General features: G+C 43.7%; 20 protein-coding genes and 1 other annotated feature. Of the genes, 5 read left to right on the top strand and 15 right to left on the bottom strand.

From position 1 onward, the window contains the following. Positions 1–110: 110 nt before the first annotated feature. The 4 genes from ACFVS1_RS03245 to ACFVS1_RS03230 form a co-directional block, all read right to left on the bottom strand. A complete protein-coding gene (locus tag ACFVS1_RS03245) occupies positions 111–1,436 on the bottom strand; it encodes a (Fe-S)-binding protein (protein WP_387545101.1) in 1,326 nt (441 codons plus the stop codon). Beyond that, positions 1,433–2,845: a glycolate oxidase subunit GlcD gene (glcD, locus tag ACFVS1_RS03240; RefSeq protein ID WP_387545099.1), complete on the bottom strand. Its 1,413-nt coding sequence runs from the start codon at positions 2,843–2,845 to the stop codon at positions 1,433–1,435. The genes ACFVS1_RS03245 and glcD overlap by 4 nt, the downstream gene beginning before the upstream one ends. A 117-nt stretch (positions 2,846–2,962) precedes the next feature. Further along, positions 2,963–4,075, bottom strand: coding sequence for a PucR family transcriptional regulator (locus ACFVS1_RS03235; RefSeq protein ID WP_387545098.1), 1,113 nt, complete (start codon positions 4,073–4,075; stop codon positions 2,963–2,965). Between the two features lie 74 nt (positions 4,076–4,149). Continuing rightward, the gene (locus ACFVS1_RS03230; protein ID WP_387545096.1) at positions 4,150–5,838 is read right to left on the bottom strand and encodes an L-lactate permease; all 1,689 of its coding nucleotides are present in this window, start codon (positions 5,836–5,838) and stop codon (positions 4,150–4,152) included. A 255-nt stretch (positions 5,839–6,093) separates the two neighbouring features. On the opposite strand from ACFVS1_RS03230, the gene ACFVS1_RS03225 reads away from it, so the two are divergent. From ACFVS1_RS03225 to ACFVS1_RS03210, 4 genes are all read left to right on the top strand, one after another. Then, positions 6,094–6,822: a FadR/GntR family transcriptional regulator gene (locus ACFVS1_RS03225; RefSeq protein WP_352919307.1), complete on the top strand. Its 729-nt coding sequence runs from the start codon at positions 6,094–6,096 to the stop codon at positions 6,820–6,822. Between the two features lie 185 nt (positions 6,823–7,007). Further along, on the top strand, positions 7,008–7,724 hold the full coding sequence (locus ACFVS1_RS03220; RefSeq protein ID WP_387545094.1) for a (Fe-S)-binding protein: 717 nt from the start codon (positions 7,008–7,010) through the stop codon (positions 7,722–7,724). A 24-nt stretch (positions 7,725–7,748) separates the two neighbouring features. Next, a complete protein-coding gene (locus ACFVS1_RS03215; protein ID WP_387545093.1) occupies positions 7,749–9,179 on the top strand; it encodes a LutB/LldF family L-lactate oxidation iron-sulfur protein in 1,431 nt (476 codons plus the stop codon). Beyond that, positions 9,173–9,877, top strand: a complete 705-nt coding sequence (locus ACFVS1_RS03210) for a LutC/YkgG family protein (RefSeq protein WP_387549188.1) — start codon at positions 9,173–9,175, stop codon at positions 9,875–9,877. Before ACFVS1_RS03215 ends, ACFVS1_RS03210 begins: the two co-directional genes overlap by 7 nt. 61 nt (positions 9,878–9,938) lie before the next feature. On the opposite strand, the gene ACFVS1_RS03205 is transcribed toward ACFVS1_RS03210, so the two are convergent. Together ACFVS1_RS03205 and ACFVS1_RS03200 are read right to left on the bottom strand one after the other, a co-directional pair. Next, the gene (locus ACFVS1_RS03205; RefSeq protein ID WP_387545091.1) at positions 9,939–11,024 is read right to left on the bottom strand and encodes a M42 family metallopeptidase; all 1,086 of its coding nucleotides are present in this window, start codon (positions 11,022–11,024) and stop codon (positions 9,939–9,941) included. A 64-nt stretch (positions 11,025–11,088) separates the two neighbouring features. Beyond that, positions 11,089–11,583: a dUTP diphosphatase gene (locus ACFVS1_RS03200; RefSeq protein WP_336275429.1), complete on the bottom strand. Its 495-nt coding sequence runs from the start codon at positions 11,581–11,583 to the stop codon at positions 11,089–11,091. A gap of 102 nt (positions 11,584–11,685) precedes the next feature. On the opposite strand from ACFVS1_RS03200, the gene ACFVS1_RS03195 reads away from it, so the two are divergent. Next, positions 11,686–12,066: a sigma-w pathway protein ysdB gene (locus ACFVS1_RS03195; protein ID WP_352919294.1), complete on the top strand. Its 381-nt coding sequence runs from the start codon at positions 11,686–11,688 to the stop codon at positions 12,064–12,066. 53 nt (positions 12,067–12,119) lie between these two features. Here the strand turns inward: ACFVS1_RS03195 and ACFVS1_RS03190 are convergent, their stop codons facing one another. From ACFVS1_RS03190 to ytxC, 9 genes are all read right to left on the bottom strand, one after another. Then, the gene (locus ACFVS1_RS03190) at positions 12,120–12,689 is read right to left on the bottom strand and encodes a TVP38/TMEM64 family protein (RefSeq protein ID WP_352919291.1); all 570 of its coding nucleotides are present in this window, start codon (positions 12,687–12,689) and stop codon (positions 12,120–12,122) included. Positions 12,690–12,749: 60 nt separating this feature from the next. After that, complete coding sequence (locus ACFVS1_RS03185; protein ID WP_352919288.1) at positions 12,750–13,025, bottom strand: DUF1294 domain-containing protein; 276 nt, start codon at positions 13,023–13,025, stop codon at positions 12,750–12,752. Between the two features lie 68 nt (positions 13,026–13,093). Then, positions 13,094–13,453 carry a 50S ribosomal protein L20 gene (gene rplT, locus ACFVS1_RS03180; protein ID WP_034309067.1) on the bottom strand — a complete coding sequence of 120 codons (360 nt, stop codon included), beginning with the start codon at positions 13,451–13,453 and terminating at the stop codon, positions 13,094–13,096. 35 nt (positions 13,454–13,488) lie between these two features. Continuing rightward, positions 13,489–13,689, bottom strand: a complete 201-nt coding sequence (gene rpmI, locus ACFVS1_RS03175; RefSeq protein ID WP_034309070.1) for a 50S ribosomal protein L35 — start codon at positions 13,687–13,689, stop codon at positions 13,489–13,491. A gap of 34 nt (positions 13,690–13,723) precedes the next feature. Next, positions 13,724–14,224, bottom strand: coding sequence for a translation initiation factor IF-3 (gene infC, locus ACFVS1_RS03170; protein WP_034309072.1), 501 nt, complete (start codon positions 14,222–14,224; stop codon positions 13,724–13,726). Between the two features lie 98 nt (positions 14,225–14,322). Further along, positions 14,323–14,459 (bottom strand) — a sequence feature (ribosomal protein L20 leader region). 127 nt (positions 14,460–14,586) lie between these two features. Then, the gene (locus tag ACFVS1_RS03165; RefSeq protein ID WP_387545088.1) at positions 14,587–15,081 is read right to left on the bottom strand and encodes a GNAT family N-acetyltransferase; all 495 of its coding nucleotides are present in this window, start codon (positions 15,079–15,081) and stop codon (positions 14,587–14,589) included. A 53-nt stretch (positions 15,082–15,134) separates the two neighbouring features. Next, positions 15,135–15,305, bottom strand: coding sequence for a hypothetical protein (locus ACFVS1_RS03160; protein ID WP_157831018.1), 171 nt, complete (start codon positions 15,303–15,305; stop codon positions 15,135–15,137). 104 nt (positions 15,306–15,409) lie between these two features. After that, positions 15,410–17,341 (bottom strand): threonine--tRNA ligase, encoded by a 1,932-nt coding sequence (gene thrS, locus ACFVS1_RS03155; protein WP_241594397.1) that lies wholly within the window; start codon positions 17,339–17,341, stop codon positions 15,410–15,412. Between the two features lie 390 nt (positions 17,342–17,731). Further along, positions 17,732–18,592 (bottom strand): sporulation protein YtxC, encoded by an 861-nt coding sequence (ytxC, locus tag ACFVS1_RS03150; protein ID WP_352919281.1) that lies wholly within the window; start codon positions 18,590–18,592, stop codon positions 17,732–17,734. Positions 18,593–18,705 lie beyond the last annotated feature (113 nt).

Below are 18,705 nucleotides of genomic sequence, written 5' to 3'. Positions count from 1 at the left end.
CTCAGCACAGAACGCTTTTTCAATTGAAATCCAGACATTTCAAGGGTTTCCCCATTTATAAAAATGTAATGTTTAACCAAATAATGCTATTTCATTTTTCTTTTCTTCTATTATAAAGCCACAGCCTTTAATAGCAGGTCTGCAATATGCACCGCTTTCGTACAATCCCCCAAGTTCTCCCTCTCGATCCCCAATTGCATTTGCAACAGACAGCCAGGATTTGCCGTGACAACAATATCTGCCTGTGTCGATTTCGTGTGCTCCATTTTAGAGTCAAGAATATTCATCGACATCTCTGATTCTACAATATTATAAATCCCCGCTGAGCCGCAGCACCGATCCGCATCCTTCATTTCCCTAAAATCGATTCCTTCTATCGATTGAAGGAGAATTCGCGGAGCCAAGGAGGTGTTCATTACATTCCGTAAATGGCAGGAATCCTGAAAAGTTACCGATTGAGCTGGCAGTTTCAAGCGTACTTTTTCCTGAAAACGCAAATCAACGAGAATCTCGCTGATATCTTTCAGCTTTTTTTTAAATGCGATTGCACGGTCGTGCCATTCCGGTTCAGTTTGGAGCAGATGGTCATAATCTATGAGAAAAGCGCCGCAGCCGCCGGCATTCGTAATAATATAATCAACTTCCTCCGCTTCAAAAGCTTCTATATTTCGCTTGGCCAGTTGCCTAGCACCTTCTTTTTCGCCACTGTGCCCATGCAGCGCCCCGCAACATGCCTGGGATTTTGGAATTACGATTTCACATCCGGCCAGCTGAAGAAGCTTTAGTGTCGCCTTGTTCGTTTCCAAAAACATCGTATCCATCAAGCAGCCGGAAAAGAAAGCCACCTTTTTAAGCGGCGTTCCGATTGCAGGCAGCTCGGTTGGCCTATTTTTCATTTCTGATTTTTTCGGGACTTTCGGCAGCACTTTTTCCATGGTTGCCAAATTATCCGGAAGCATGTTGAGGACTCCCGTTTTCCGGGCCATGTATTGCAGTCCTGATCTCTGATAGAAGCCAAGCAAACTCGTCATTGCCTGCATTCGCTCCTGGTGCGGGAATAACCCGCTAAAAACGGCCTTGCGGATCGTTTTTACAGGGTAACTGTGTTTTTTATTCTGATGGATGATATCCCTTGCTTCTTCAAGAAGATGTCCATATTTCACACCTGAAGGACACACAGGCTCACAAGCCCTGCAGCCGAGGCAAAGACTCAACGAGCGTTCTACATCCTCATCAGGCTCAATCACACCATCGGCCACCGCTTTCATGAGTGCGATCCGGCCCCTTGGTGAATGGGATTCCTTCAGCCCCGATTCTATGTATGTCGGGCAATGGGGTAAGCAAAAGCCGCAGCGCATGCAATTCAACAATTCATCTTCATTCATTTTTTCCGCGAATTGAATGGCAATGGTTTCTCTTTCCTGAACTGTCGTCATGAAGTAACCACCACCCTTTTCCTGGTTTCCTTGGCAAATACTTTGCCTGGATTCATGATGTTATTGGGATCGAAAGCTTGTTTAATCGCCCTCATGGCATCAATCCCTTCTTTCTTCAGCTTCCATTCAAGATAAGGGGCCTTCATCGCCCCTACACCATGTTCACCGGTAATCGTTCCGCCAAGGTCGATAGCCGCGGCAAAAATGTCAGCAAAAGCGAGCTCCACCCTCTCCATTTCCTCATGATCACGAGCGTCGGTAATGCATGTTGGATGCAGGTTCCCATCCCCAGCATGACCGAACGTGCAAATGTCCACGTTATGCTTGACAGCGATCTCATTAATCGCTTTAACCATTTTGGCAATTTCCGACCGCGGAACGGTGGCATCTTCCAAAATGGTCGTCGGTTTGAGGCGTGCCAGTGCAGAGAGGGCTGTCCGTCTTGCGGTTTTCAAGGCGACAGCGTCAGATTCCGTTTCGGCAATTTCCACGGAAACCGCCTTTTCCTCTAGACAGATATCGGCCATCCTTTTCATATCACGTTCCACCACTTCCGGCGGACCATCCTGTTCAATCAGCAGGACGGCTTCCACATTGGTGGGCAAACCGATTTTCGCGAAGTCCTCAACAACGATTAAAGTCGGCCGATCCAGAAATTCCAATGTAACAGGAATGATCTTATTTGAAATGATCTTGGCCACTGACTGGGCTGCAGCATCCAGATCTTGGTATAAGGCAAGCATCGTCTTTGTCGTTTCTGGCATGGGGATCAGCTTTAGGATCGCTTCCGTAACGATTCCCAAGGTCCCTTCAGATCCGACAAATAGTTTCGTTAAATCATATCCGGCTACGTCTTTGGCAAGCTTGCCCCCTGTTCGAATAATGTCCCCATTCGGAAGGACAACTTCAAGCCCGATGACATAATCACGGGTGACTCCGTACTTTAATCCTCGCAGTCCACCAGAATTCTCATTAATGTTGCCGCCAATCGTGGAGATTTTCATCGAACTTGGATCCGGAGGATAAAACAATCCCTTTTCTTCAACTGCTGAAATCAAGTCCAATGTGATGAGCCCAGGCTGTACGGTCGCCGTTAAGTTCTCTTCATCTATTTCAAGTAATGAATTCATCCGATTGAATAAAAGGACAAGCCCCCCCTCTGTCGGACAGGTGCCTCCGCTCAAATTCGTCCCAGACCCGCGTGGAACGATCGGAACATTATATTCGTTGCAAACTTTGACGATGGCTGCGACTTCAGCTGTGCTGCCCGGTTTAATGACAGCATCCGGCATCGCTTGAAAGCCTGGCGTTGCATCATATGAATAGACCAGGCATTCCACTTTCGATTCATCGTAATTCTCCTGACCGACGATGGTAAGAAGTAGCTGCTTAACCTGCTTTGTTAACATGTACATCCTCCTCATATAAACATAGGGAATTCGAGATTTTTTATATGATGTAAGTATAAGAAAAAAACTCTCGGCCTTCTATGTATGAACATACAGAGTTTAGAGCTTTACATAGAATTAATTTGTACGTTTATCCAATACACTTACTGCTAGATACATAGTGACTAAATCATCTAGCTTCCTAGGATTCAACCGGGTCAAATCTTCTATGCGCTTGAGCCTGTAATGGAGGGTATTGATATGGATATGCAAGGCCATAGCGGTCTCCTTCAAAGATAGATCACATGCAAAATACATGGAAAGGGTTTTAAGCAGCTCCTCATTAGGAAGCAACTCCTGAATCGTCCGGGATAAATATTCCTGTCTTGTTTCAGCAGTAACTTCATCAAGCAGGACCTCAAGCTTCAAGTCCTCGTCAAATATGATCCCCGATGAAGGAAACGCGATTTTCAAGGAACGTTCCGCTTTAAAAAACGCTGACCTGAAAGCGGATCCCGATGCACGCGAACTAACTCCTGCACACACTTTATAGCCCGAACTCTCTTCAAGCTTTTTTTGCAGGTTACTTAGTTTCTTAAATTGCTGGTTTTTTGAACCGATGAAATCAGCTATTGAAAGAATGACGAATTGGTTCCTCCCCCAACGGACTGCGATGTCATTGGGATGCTGCTGTCTTATGTATATCTGAAGCGTTCTCCATACATGAGGTTCAATGATTTCCTCAGTCTTGAATTCACCAACGGTGATGATCCGGTCTGCATGAACATCGACCCCAAGCAACTTGGCCTTCTGAAGGAAATGCTCATTGAACATCTGCAGCTGATACCATTCAAATACAAAGAATTCCATCAGGCGTGATTGGGATTCTGCTTGTTCAATATGATAGCTTTCCTGGATGAACATCTCCGTCATCTTTTTTAATAGTTCCGCATAAGGGGAAACATGTTTGGGGTCACCTGTAATTCCAATGACACAAACGGCTTCCTGGTTGAAAAAAATTGGCAGGTTTATACCTGCCTTCACTCCTTTCCAACTTCGTTCATCCTGTTTGTTGATGATCAATTTCTCACGATTGTTGAAAGCGTGGATGGCTCCTTCATGATAAGATCCAATACGGCTGCTGTCGGTGCTGGCGATAATCGTCCCAGCATGATCAATAATGATGATTTCCTCTTCAATCAGTTTTCGGACCTCATGAACCAATTTTCCTGCCACAGCTGCCAATTGCATGATATTTCCTCCTTTTTTGTATAGGCTTGATAAATATTTCGAGGCTCCCCTATGAAAGGAGAGCCTCATTCTACTTATGGAATCATCCAGGAAAGGACGCCATTTTGCAAGAAGGTAATCACACAAATAAGGAGCAATAAGAAAAGACTATGTTTGAGCGTGAATCTCAATAATTCTGATTCCCTGCCCGCCAATCCAACGGCAGCACATGCAATCGCTATCGATTGTGGTGAAATCATCTTTCCGGTGACCCCTCCGGAAGAGTTCGCCGCCAGTGCCAGGACCGGTTCCATCCCGACTTTAAGAGCGGTCACTTTTTGCAGACTGCCAAATAAGAGGTTAGCTGATGTATCCGATCCGGTAATGAACACACCCAGCCAACCGAGAACCGGTGCGAAGAACGGAAATAAATCACCCGATTTTGCAAGGGTCAGCCCTAATGTTGTCGACATTCCTGAAGCATTCGTTACATAGGCAAAGGCCACCACGGTAGAAATCATCAAGATTGGTTTTGCCAACTCTTCCATCGCTTCAACAAAGGTTCTATAAAAGTCTTTTGCAGACATGTGTGCGATGAACTTCGTTACGATTGCAGCCAGTAAAATGGCAGTCCCGGCTGCTCCGAGCAGTTCTATTTTATAGAAAGCCGCAATCGGCAATCCATTGCTTCCGATTATTTCATTATGCAGACCTGGGACTTCGATTTGAAAGGTTAATAGCTTCCCAATTTCATTGATTGCGCCAAGCAGCACATTGTTGCCTTCATAATGTCCGGAGAGTGCCGGCTTTATTGGGTTCATCCCCCATATTGTTATGAAAAGCGTTAACAGAAGGAATGGTGACCAAGCATAAAATATCTGCCATTTCGTGTATTTTGTTTCCGCTTCGGCTGTATATAAAGGTTCGACAGTGGCTGCCGTTTCCTCGGATGCAAAGCGAAAGATCGTTTTAGGTTTCCAAAATTTAAGGAAGATCGCCAATGCAAATAGTGACACTAACGCGGAAAGGATGTCCGGTAATTCCGGCCCAAGAAAATTTGAACTTAAGTACTGTGTGATGGCAAAAGAAAATCCGGAAACCAAAATGGCCGGCAAGACTTCAAGCGACCTTTTCCACCCAGTCATTATTAAAATGAGATATAGCGGAATGAAAGCCGAAAGGAATGGCAATTGGCGGCCGACCATTTTTGAAATCTCCATGGCGGCTATGCCAGTTGGGCCTTCCATGGCGATGATCGGTATTCCAACCGCCCCGAATGCTACCGGAGCGGTATTCGCGATCAAACAAATTCCGGCTGCATATAGCGGATTAAATCCAAGACCGACCAAAAGCGCGGCTGAAATGGCAACCGGTGCCCCAAATCCCGCGGCACCTTCTAAAAAGGCCCCGAAAGAAAATGCCACCAATAATGCCTGAAGGCGGCGGTCTTCCGTAAGCGAAAGCACCGAAGAACGAATGATATTGAATTGTCCGCTTTTAACAGTCATTTTGTACAAAAATACAGAAGTGATGATTATCCACCCGATTGGGAGCAGCCCATATACGGCTCCTTGTGAAGCAGACATCACTGCTTTTCCTGCAGGCATTCCATATATCCATACAGCGACTGCGAGAGCTACAAGCAACGTGGTTATACCTGCCATGTAACCTTTCATACGTTTGATGGTAAGCGCCCAGAAAAAGTATAGAATTGGAATGAGTGCGGCAAGAGATGATAAAACTAAATTATCGGTGATCGGCGTAAAGTTTTGTGTCCATGTCATTCATTTCGACTCCATTTTCTATAGATTTTTAAAAAAATTCAGAAAACAACCGTTAATTGAAACCCCTTACATATTCGAAAATTCTAAGTCATCAGATGACTTGATGAGTACTCATTAAAATTAAATGATTAAAAATATAAAATCAAGATTTTTTTTGTTTTTTGTTTATTTTTTTGACCTTCTGGAAGTGTCAAAGATCATTTGTGTTATATAATATTAACCAGAGAAACTCATAGAAAATAGAGGTGCTACTACTTGGTATATAAAAAAATAAAGCCGAAAAAAATTTATGAAGAAGTCAGCGATGAACTTTATGAAATGATTCGGTCAGGCCGCCTAAAACCAGGTGAACAATTGGATTCCATTCAGCAGCTTGCGGAAAATTTCCAAGTCGGGCGCCCGGCCATCCGCGAAGCATTAAGTGCATTGAGTTCAATGGGTCTTATTGAAATAAAACAAGGTGAAGGAACATTCGTCAAAACCTTCGACCCCACCATCATGAACCATCCCTTGTCTGCCGCCCTTTTGATGGATCAAGACAATATCAAGCATTTACTGGAGGTCCGGAAAATACTTGAGTCCGGTACGGCAGAAGTGGCAGCGAAGATGAGAACGGAAGAAAACCTTATCGAGCTCAAGGAAAGTCTTTTTAATATGGAAAAGGTATCCGACGATGAAGAACTCAGTGATAAAGCAGATATCGCCTTCCATGTTGCAGTGGCAAATGCATCACAAAATGAACTGCTGATTACATTGATGAACCACGTTTCAGAATTAATGACGGAAAAGATGGGTGATATCCGCCGGATAGCGCTTTATTCCGAAGAGATGACACTTAAGCAGCTTTACCAGCAGCATGTCCGGATTCATGATGCAATCGTGGCACAGGATGAAGACGGAGCGCGCAGTGCCATGCTGTTTCACCTTCAAAGCGTCGAGGAATCACTGGATCGGGTCATCCGAAAAAATAAGCAAAAAGCATAGTTGATCTTCCTATAAATTTCAAAAATACCCTATACAAAAAAGGATTAAATTGATATATTATTTTGAAAACGATTACTTCATTTAAAAAATCTTGGAAATTGGTATATTCTCTTAAACCATTTCCTTTTTCCATTTACTGGTCATCAGATGACCTGTTAACTTACTTGAAAAAGGAGGAGTTCAAATTGAAAGTTACTCTCTTTGCAACATGTTTAGTGGATTTGTTTCAATCCAATGTCGGCAAAGCCACAGTGGAGCTACTCGAGAGATTAGGCTGTGAGATCGATTTCCCGGAGTCCCAGATATGCTGCGGACAGCCCGCATATAATAGCGGGTATACGAAGGAATCGAAGGAAGCTATGAAAAAGATGATTAAAACGTTCGCGGATGCTGAATACATCGTAACCCCTTCCGGTTCCTGTGCAGCGATGTTCAAGGAATATCCGGCCCTTTTCAAAGGCGATGCCGAATGGGAAAAGAGGGCGGAATCATTAGCGGCTAAAACATATGAATTGACCCAATTCATCGTGGATGTCTTAAAAGTGACCGACGTCGGGGCGACCCTTAACGGAAAGGCCACTTACCATACTTCATGCCATATGACACGGCTGCTCAAGGTCAAGGAAGCACCTGCCATTTTGTTAAACCATGTCAGGGGGCTGGAAATGACACCACTTCCGGATGCCCAAAACTGCTGCGGGTTCGGGGGAACCTTTTCGGTCAAGATGGGGGACATTTCCGGGCAAATGGTCGAGGAGAAAGTCTGCAATATTGAAGATACCGGGGCCGATTTTTTAATCGGAGGGGATGCAGGGTGTTTGATGAATATCGGCGGGCGGATCCAAAGGAAGGGGCAACCCGTGAAAGTGCTTCATATTGCTGAAGTCCTGAATAGTATTTAAAGAAAGCGAGGAGGGGAAAAACTTATGGCTATGAAAACGAGCTCTGCCAAGTTTAAAGACCGGGTGGATGAAGGAATACATAATGATTTTATGCGATTGGCCGTATCGAGTGCCCAAGAACGGTTACACGGACGGCGGCTGACTGCCGTTGATGAATTGGGAAGCTGGGAGGATTGGCGTTCCCTTGGGGAAGAAATCCGGCAGCACGTGCTTAGTAACCTTGATTTCTATTTGCACCAGCTCGCAGAAAATGTTTCGAATAGAGGCGGTCATGTCTTCTTCGCTCAAACGGCTGAAGAAGCAAGCGGATACATCAAGGATGTTATTGTAAAAAAGAACGCCAAAAAGGTCGTGAAATCCAAATCGATGGTCACGGAAGAGATCAATTTGAATGCCACTCTTGAAGCAGTTGGCCTCGATGTTGTTGAAACGGACCTTGGTGAATACATTTTACAAGTGGATGATCATGATCCTCCTTCCCATATCGTTGCACCTGCTCTCCATAAAAATAAGGAGCAGATTAGGGATGTTTTCAAAGAAAAGCTTGCATATACGCAAACTGAAAAACCGGAAGAGCTTACCGCCCATGTCCGGGGCATTCTGCGGAAAGATTTCTTAAGCGCCGATGTAGGCATTACCGGCTGTAATTTTGCGATTGCGGAAACGGGCTCGATCGGTTTGGTGACGAATGAAGGAAATGCCGATTTAGTCACTGCCCTCCCAAAAACGCAAATCACCGTGATGGGAATGGAAAGGCTTGTACCTACATTCGATGAATTCGAGGTCCTTGTCAGCTTATTGACAAGAAGCGCTGTCGGCCAAAGGCTGACCAGTTACATCACCGCACTTACCGGTCCGCGTGATGAAGGCGATGTAGACGGGCCCGAGGAATTCCACCTTGTGATCGTGGATAATGGACGCTCCTCCATTTTAGGAACTGAGTTTCAATCCGTTCTTCAATGCATTCGCTGTGCTGCCTGTATAAACGTCTGCCCGGTTTATCGCCAAGTTGGCGGTCACTCATATGGTTCAATCTATCCGGGACCAATCGGCGCTGTGCTTTCACCTTTACTCGGAGGGTATGATGATTTCAAGGAGCTGCCATATGCCTCTACTCTATGTGCAGCCTGTACAGATGCCTGTCCGGTAAAGATTCCTCTCCATGATTTACTGAGGAAGCATCGTGAGGTCATCGTTGAAAAGGAAAAAATGGCGCCATTTTCAGAAAAGCTGGCCATGAAAGCCTTCGGAATCGGTGCGGCCTCGCCTATGCTTTATAAGTTCGGCTCCAAAATGGCCCCATCCGCGATGTCTCCTTTTAAAACAGGGGATATTATCTCAAAAGGACCTGGACCACTCAAAACTTGGACAGAAAGCCGCGAGTTCCCTGCTCCAGGAAAGGAGAGCTTTCGGGACTGGTTCAAAAATCGGGAAAAAGGAGGGAAACCATCATGAATGGAACCATCCATAATGAAGGGACATTTTTAAACAATATTGCCAAAAACCTGGGAAGGGCTCCTATTACGGAAGGCATCTCCGTTCCGGAATGGAAGCACGCCCCCCAAAAAGAAGTTTTGAAACATGCGACACCAAATGATCTTGTCGCGGAATTGGAGGAGCAATGTAAACGGGTTCATACCCAGTTTCACGTTACCGACTCCAAGCAAGTGATGCATTGTTTAACAGAAGTGATCGAGGAACTTGGAAACGGGCCCTTGATCATCCCTAAGGACAATCGATTTTCCGACTATGGATTGGAGGGTATCTTAAAGGAAAAAGATGTCCATATATGGGATCACCAAGCTGGGAAAGAAAACATCGAAAAAGCAGAAAGTGCTAACATCGGAATCACATTCAGCGAGATGACACTAGCAGAATCAGCGACCGTCGTCTTGTTCAGCGACAAGGACCATGGCCGTTCCATCAGCTTCCTTCCTTCCTGCCATGTTTCCATCATTCCAAAAAGCACCATCGTTCCGCGAATGACACAGGCTGCTGCGGCCATCCGTTTAAAAGTCAAACGGGGTGAAGTCGTACCTTCCTGCATCAACTTCATAACAGGGCCGAGCAATTCGGCTGATATCGAAATGGACCTTGTCGTCGGCGTCCATGGTCCCATCAAAGCGGTCTATATAATCGTCGAAGATAAGTAGAAATAAGGAAAAGAAAATGGAGAGGACCTAAATTAGGCCTCTTCATTTTTAACTTTTTATATTACTCGTAAATGATCCGATCCACCGCTTCACGATCGAGACGTTTTATCACTTCGACAATGAGCTTAACGGCATTCTCATAATCATCCCTGTGGAGCATTGCTGCGTGTGAATGAATGTAGCGTGTGGCAATCGTGATGGCCAGCGCGGGAACACCATTTGCCGTTAAATGGATGGAGCCGGCATCCGTCCCGCCGCCTGGAATCGATTCATATTGATAAGGAATATTCATTTCATCAGCCGTGTCGGTGACGAAATCGCGTAATCCCTTATGTGCAACCATCGATGAATCATAGATGACGATTTGCGGGCCTTCCCCCATCTTACTCATCGCTTCTTTTTCGGAAACCCCCGGTGTATCACCAGCAATGCCAACATCGACGGCAAAACCGATATCCGGCTGAATTTTGAATGTGGATGTTTTGGAGCCACGCAGACCGACCTCTTCTTGCACAGCGCCAATTCCATAAACTACATTAGGATGGTCGCTGTCTTTCAGCTGTTTAAGCACATCAATGGCGATTGCACAGCCAATTCGATTGTCCCAGGCTTTGGCGAGCAGCATCTTTTCATTATTCATGACAGTGAATTCAAAATATGGCACAACCATATCCCCTGGCTTGACGCCCCATTCCTTAACCTCTTCTTTATTGGATGCACCGATATCAATAAACATATCCTTAATATCAATCGGCTTTTTCCGCGCCTCCGCTGACAGGATATGCGGAGGCTTTGAACCGATAATGCCAGTTAGATCACCTTTACTTGTAACGATCGTCACGCGCTGGGCCAGCATGACCTGTGACCACCAGCCCCCTACCGGCTGAAAACGCAAAAATCCTTTATCATCAATTTGGGTGATCATGAAACCGACTTCGTCCATATGCCCGGTAACGACGATTTTCGGTCCGTTTTCATCACCCGTTTTCCTGGCAATCAAACTTCCCAGGCCATCTGTCGATATTTCATCCGCAAATGGTGTTATGTATTCGGTCATCACTTTTCTTACTTCACTTTCATTACCTGCGATGCCTTTAGCATCCGTTAAGTCCCGAAGCATCCTTAACGTTTCATCCAATTGAGCCATCCCTATACCTCCCTATAACTTACATTACAAGAATAATTATACAGATAATCGATTACATAAACAATCAGTAGCCTTGCTTTTGCCTTTCGTAATTCACTTCATTTTTGCTTACATATGCTTTTTCCACATCCATTGCCGAAAATCCAAGCAACTCTCCTAAATGTAAATACGCAGCAAAAACCTTTTGGAAAGATGACTCTGTCAACTTTGTGCGGAATTCACTGATGTAGCCGTAAATAGCAGTAAATTGGACCGTCAAATCCTCCTGATGCATGGTGGGGGCAGATGGAACTTCCGGTACAAATCCCCGTTCGATCCCGAGTGACAAAATGAAATGAATGCCATCCACGTATTCAGCCAAAATCGTTTCTTTATCAGAAGGGCCTTTAAGACTCCAGAATTTAAAACATCTCGTTTCATTGGCAAGCTCACCAAGCTCCACTAAAAGAGCAAGTATCTTCCGTTCCACCAAGTCTTCAGCACCCAAATCATGCTTTGATTGTATATGCTCATCCAAAGCTGCCTGCATTTCCATTAATTTACCTATGTTCATTTTCATCACTTCTTTCCTTGTCTTCCCCTAAATTATATCAAATAAATGAAACTTATTAAAAACCCATACGTAAATGAAGGGAATCACTCTGTTTAAGGAGGTAGCTCCATGGTATTGATCATGCGGTTCATTCTTTTGGCTCTCATCATTTTCTTACTATATACAGTCATCAAATACCTATTTAATCCGAAAAGAAAATTAGAGCTGGCACATGAACAGAAAAAGTTCTTTCTGCTCGACGATACAGCCAATATACGAAAGAATTTTTTATTGACGTACAACGGGGTGATGTTTGAAGGGGAAAAGTATCTAGGGACGACGGAACGCTCTTTTGAGGTCATCTCCATCTTCATATGGCCAAAGAAAGTGGCCGAACTAAAAGGCTTGAAGCGAAATGACTTCTTAAAAATCGAGGAAGCCATTAAAAAACAATATCCGGATGCCGTTATTGATTGGAAGAGCCCTGTTAAGGAATTTTTACAAAAATGAAAAAAAACACGCGTAATGAAGAGCCTTGAGAAAAATGTACTCAAGGCTCTATATTAATCATCTGAACGAAAAAATTCCTTCCAAGGAACGACCGTCTGCTTCTCTCTCAATAAATAGAGCAATAAGGTTAAGGATAACAAAATAATGACGATCAGGGTTGGACTGAAATCTGCAATATAGTGGCCAAAAACCGTATATACGAATGCAACAGGGAGATTGGTCATGAAGGATAGATAAAAATAATTTTTCAGCCCTTTATTGGATTCCAATAAGCAAAGCGACAGCAAGTAAAAGTGAATGAATGGTATTAGCCTCAGTACTGCAATTTGCCGGCTGTTTAGCTTTCGGTTTCCAAACAGCTTATTCTTAAGCCGCAGCAGCCTATCCTTTGTTTTCGGAAATTTGCCTATCACGAAATAAAAGGCCATACTGGACAACGTCAAACCGATTACCGAATAGATGGTTCCAAAAGCTGCCCCGAATAATATTCCTCCAGACATGCAAACCACAATGACAGGAATGAATAAAAATTGCCTTAATAAATGAAAAGTGATAAAAATCAACGGTGCAAACACGCTTCCTGATTGAACGTAGCTCATCACAAGTGTCAGTTTATCATTCATGCTCTCCCTCCAGCTACTCTTTGCTGCTTCTACAAGCATATACATTATACGGGCTACATATTACAATTGAATGAATATCTTGATCAATAAGGCGATCTGAAGAATCATCAATATAGGCAGGCCCCACTTAAAAGCGGCATGCTTCGTCTTATGGCGGAATTGCTTCATCCCCAAAAAGGACCCAGTCCCTCCGCCTATGACTGCCCAAAACCAAAGTGTCTTTTCACTGATCCGGTACTCCCCATTCCGCGCTTTCCTTTTATCGATTCCCATTAAGGCAAACCCGATGATGTTCGTGATGATCATATAAGCAGCAATGAACCATACTCCTTGCATCCTCATTCCCTCCTTTAAATATGTAAAAAGCCACTCTCTTGAAAAGAGAGTGGCTGTATCAGTCAGACTTATTTGTCTAATTGTTGTTTAGCAGCAGTTGCTAATTGAGCAAAAGCTTGTTCGTCAGCAACAGCAAGATCAGCAAGCATTTTGCGGTTCACTTCGATACCAGCAAGCTTTAGACCATGCATTAAACGGCTGTAAGAAAGACCGTTGATGCGTGCTGCAGCGTTGATACGAGTGATCCAAAGTTTGCGGAAATCACGTTTCTTTTGACGACGGTCACGGAAAGCATAGTTTCCTGACTTCATTACTTGTTGGTTAGCTACTTTGAAAAGAATATGTTTCGCGCCATAGTAACCTTTAGCTAATTTTATTACCTTTTTACGACGTTTGCGAGTAACAGTACCGCCTTTTACACGTGGCATGTTATTTCCCTCCTATTTAACTCGATAAATCGAACTTATTTAATGTTGTCTAGCATATGACGAATACGTTTGAAGTCACCTTTGCTTACAAGGCTAGCTTTGCGAAGCTTACGCTTTTGCTTAGTAGATTTGTTAGCAAATAAATGGCTTGTGTAAGCGTTAGAACGCTTAAGTTTGCCGGATCCAGTCTTTTTGAAACGTTTAGCAGATCCGCGGTGAGTTTTCATTTTAGGCATAAGGTATTCCTCCTCATTACAAATTACTTTACAATTACTTTTCGTTTTTCGGTGCTAAGATAATGAACATGCTGCGTCCGTCCATTTTTGGGTGTTGCTCGATTGTAGCCACTTCTTTACATGCTTCAGAAAAACGAACGAGTACACGTTGACCAATTTCCTTATGCGTAATGGCACGTCCTTTGAATCGGATAGAAGCTTTTACTTTATCGCCTTTTTCAAGGAATTTAATACCGTTGCGAAGCTTCGTATTGAAATCATGTTCTTCAATCGTCGGGCTCAAACGAACCTCTTTCAGACTGATGACTTTTTGATTTTTACGTGCTTCCTTGTCTTTCTTTTGCTGCTCGAAGCGGTGTTTTCCGTAGTCCATGATCCGGGCTACCGGAGGCTTTGCATTTGCAGCAACTAAAACTAGATCAAGATTTACACGAGCGGCAATTTCCAATGCTTCGAATTTCGTTTTAATTCCAAGTTGTTCTCCGTTTTGGTCAATAAGACGAACTTCACGGGCTCGGATGCCCTCGTTTACCATCGCGTCTTTACTAATAGTTAGCCACCTCCAAAGATATTGGCGAATACGAATATTTGAATAAATTCGGTCACGCTCACAACTCGCTTACAGGATATAATCATAATAAAAAAGTGTGGATGCATGTTGCACCCACACTGATAGACTCATTCAGAAAGATCCAAATAATCAAATCATGACCTGTTAACTGCATTGTTTGCGTCAACCAGGTGAGAAGCGGGTGCTTCTTCTTTTCATCAAACACGTATTCAATTCACTTTAGAAATATATCATAAACACTGATGACTTGTCAAATGCTAAATTTTATTCGTTTTTCACAACAAAATTAATATTATCAGACATTCAGTTATTTGACAATACGTTTTTTAAAGTAATTTGGACAAATAATATTCATCATGATACTTCCCATCAAAAAACAGTGAGCCCCGCTTTATTCCTTCCTTTGCAAAACCCATCTTTCGATATAAGGAAAGCGCAGGTGCGTTGTTTGAGATAACGGACAATTCCAGGCGCCGTATTTCGTTTGTCCGTGCATGCTCCTCCATTTTCTGAAATAGCTTCGTACCGATGCCTTTTCCTCTGTCCTGTTCATTGATGCCTATGACGATTTTGGCTGAATGCCTCGTTCGGCCCATTTGATTGCCCAATAAGATTAAATAACCTTTCAACTCATGTCCGCTAGCAGCAACGAGGAAAACGGAAAGGGGATTTTTTTCGATTTGCTCCATTTGCTTTTCCATTTGTTTCGCTGTCGCTTTTCTTTCCCCAGGGTTGAACAGCATATACCCGGAATCTTCAACATGATTGAACAGAGCAGCCAAGTTACTCGCGTCTTCCCTTGAAGCCTTTCTAATCTCCATTTATCCCCACTCCCCCTTTGGTTACAGTCCGTACTGACCGATGCCATCAAATGTTAAGAGTTTTCTTTCGCCTTTTTCTTTTTCTCAATGGCGTCCCAAGAAAATAAGGCTATCCAAAATAACAGGACCGGGACGATGGCATATTGTCGATAACCATCCAATAACAATAAGATGATGATGACAAGGAATGTCGGTCCGAATAGATAAGTAAATTTCTTTTTCATGCTGTCCCCCCTTTCATTCTGTACATATTTTCACATGATGGTTTCATTTTATCATGCCATAATTAAAAAGAGGGACACAACTATATGTGCCCCTCTTTTTGATGTTAACGGCTTACTTCAGCCTTAATCGCTGAAACGAAGTCTTCAAAAGCGATCGTTTCGGATTTTTGTTCACCGTACTTACGTACATTCACGCTGCCTTCTTTGGCTTCATTGTCTCCAACAACCAGCATGTACGGGATTTTTTGCATTTGCGCTTCACGGATTTTGTAACCGATTTTCTCGTCACGTGTATCCAGATCGACACGAATGCCTTGCGCTTTAAGTTTTTCCTGTACTTCTTTCGCATAATCCAAATGCACTTCAGGTGAGACCGGGATCACTTGTGCTTGGATAGGTGCAAGCCAAGTTGGGAATGCCCCCTTGTATTCTTCGATCAAGTAAGCGACAAAACGTTCCATTGTGGAAACGACACCGCGGTGGATAACAACCGGACGATGCTGCTTGCCATCCTCACCGACGTAATTAAGATCAAAACGTTCAGGAAGCAAGAAATCAAGCTGAACAGTGGAAAGCGTTTCATCTTTTCCTAATGCAGTACGCACCTGAACATCGAGCTTAGGACCGTAGAATGCCGCTTCACCTTCCGCTTCAAAGTAATCCAGACCTAGTTCATCCATGGCGCCTTTTAACATGCTTTGCGCTTTCTCCCACATGTCATCATCATCGAAGTATTTTTCTGTATCCTGCGGATCGCGATATGACAGGCGGAATGAATAATCCTTGATATCGAAATCTTTATATACTTCCAGAACCAGGTTCACAACGCGCTTGAACTCTTCTTTGATTTGGTCGGGGCGGACAAAAATGTGCGCATCATTCAATGTCATCCCACGAACACGCTGAAGGCCGGAAAGGGCACCCGACATTTCATAGCGGTGCATCAAGCCTAGCTCGGCAATCCGGATTGGCAATTCCCGGTAGCTGTGGATGCTGTTTTTATAGACCATCATGTGATGCGGGCAGTTCATCGGACGCAGGACAAGCTGTTCGTTTTCCATCTCCATGACAGGGAACATGCCGTCCTGGTAATGATCCCAGTGTCCAGAAGTTTTATAAAGGTCCACGCTACCCATTACAGGTGTGTAGACATGGTCATAACCCAAACGTTCTTCCTTGTCCACGATATACCTTTCGATTGTCCGGCGGATGGTCGCTCCTTTTGGCAACCACATCGGCAGCCCTTGTCCCACTTTCTGTGAGCTCATGAACAAGTTCAATTCTTTGCCGATTTTACGATGGTCACGTTCCTTGGCTTCTTCAAGGAAACGCAGGTGCTCTGCCAAATCTTCTTTTTTATAGAAAGCCGTACCGTAAATGCGTTGCAGCATTTTGTTTTTGCTATCGCCTCTCCAGTATGCTCCAGCGATGCTCAATAGCTTGAACTCTTTTATTTTCCCAGTTGATGGAACATGAATTCCACGGCAAAGGTCAAAGAATTCACCCTGCTCATAAAGCGTTACCTGCTGATCGCCAGGAATTGCATCGATCAACTCCAATTTATACTCGTCGCCTATTTCTTTAAAACGGGAAATCGCTTCATCACGGCTCACTTCGATGCGGGAAATTTCCAAGTTCTCGTTGACGATTTTCTTCATTTCTTTTTCAATCAACGGAAGGTCTTCGGGAGTCAATGATTCCTCCAGATCCATATCATAGTAAAAGCCGCCCTCGATGACCGGACCTACGCCGAATTTAGCGTTTTTGTACAAACGTTTGATCGCTTGTGCCATCAAGTGTGCTGTACTGTGACGCAGTACTTCAAGAGCATCCGCTGTGTCCTGTGTGACGATTTCGATTGAACCATCTTGTTCAATCGGGCGTTTCAAATCATATAATTCACCATTGAATTTTCCGGCAATGGATTTTTTCCTTAAACCAGGACTGATGGATGCAGCGATGTCTTCAGTTGTTGTGCCTTTGGCAAACTCCTTAACCGCTCCGTCAGGAAAAGATATTTTCAGTAATTCTGACATTCAGTTTCACTCCTTCTTATTGTTCGAACAAATTACAGGTATTTGATTCAATTACAACACAAAAAAAGCCCGTCCCTGTATAAAACAGGGACGAGCTTAGTAATAAATATCATTAACCCGCGGTTCCACCCTCGTTCCAGCTTGCTTTTCACGGCAAAATGGCACTTGTAACTTGGTAACGGCAGCTTCCCGTCAGCTCATATTCGCAGAATGCCTGCTTTCCGAGCCGAAGTTTAAAGGTGGTAAGTGTTCCATGCGAATAGGAAGCTTACAGCCTGTTGGCTCCCCTCTCTGATAATCGGCGACTAGAATACCCTTGTCCTCATCATAACTTTTAGTTTTTTAATAGTATGTAGGAAATTATAATTTGTTATACGGTGAAAATCAAGGTTAATTTTCTTTTTTCCACGAAAGATCATTCAAATGCATAGAAAATGACGAAAGTGGCAGGATAGTGGCCCGTTCTTCGAAAATCCTTGAAATGGTCTGAATCAGCCCCTCATCCTTGTCATCGGTATAGATACACAAGTTTTCAGGAGCAATTGATAAAAGCGGGGCAAGTATCACCGTATCGAGAAATAGTGAACTTTTGGCTAGAAGCCTCCTGTCGATCATACTATTGATTTTTGGACGGTCGAGCTTGCTGAACTTCTGATCATAGAAATGAAAACCATCCCGGTTGACAAGGTGAAGCTTTCTTAATTTCGCCTCCTGCCCATGAAGGCAATCACGGAGTGTAGCAATGAAATTTTGATAGTCCTGTTCTAGCTTGTATTCATCAATCGCCTTGACGACATACTTTTCCAACGTGTGCTGAAATGACTTCAAACGGAAGGTCGTAAAAGAATCGAATGAAAAAGATACCTTTCCAGCCAAGATGCTTTGAAGTCCTTCCTCAATCAATCGTTTCTCTGTACTGAATGCTTCATCTCGACTCCTGGCTCTTTCCACCTCGATGATTGATGATGCAATTTCAATGATGGCTTCAATTTCTTCCCGTTCCCTATAAAAAAATTTACCGACTATTATTTGCTCCAGAACAGGAAGCGTCTTTTCTTCCAATAAAAAAGAATGAAATGCATCACGAAGCAGAATTAGCCATTCATCACCTGAAGAATCCGTCATATCCACATACATGCCTTGTTGCGGAAGAATTCGAATATATGCTTGAAATTCTGCCCCCAGTGGATGGACAGAAACGAAATTCAGTAATTTCAATGCCTCTGAATCGTTTTGAAACGAAATTTGCACTACGACATCCCCCCTTCCCCCTTGCTTCTTTTTTCATGTATATGGGGATGGGGACGTGTTTAGAAGTAGGATGGGCCTTGTAAGAAGAAAAAAGTGACCTCCTTTAAGAGACC

The organism is Peribacillus sp. NPDC058075 (assembly GCF_042885195.1).
GTDB lineage: Bacteria > Bacillota > Bacilli > Bacillales > DSM-1321 > Peribacillus.
The sequence above is the reverse complement of the archived record's forward strand: the minus strand, read 5'-3'. Positions and strand labels throughout refer to the sequence as shown.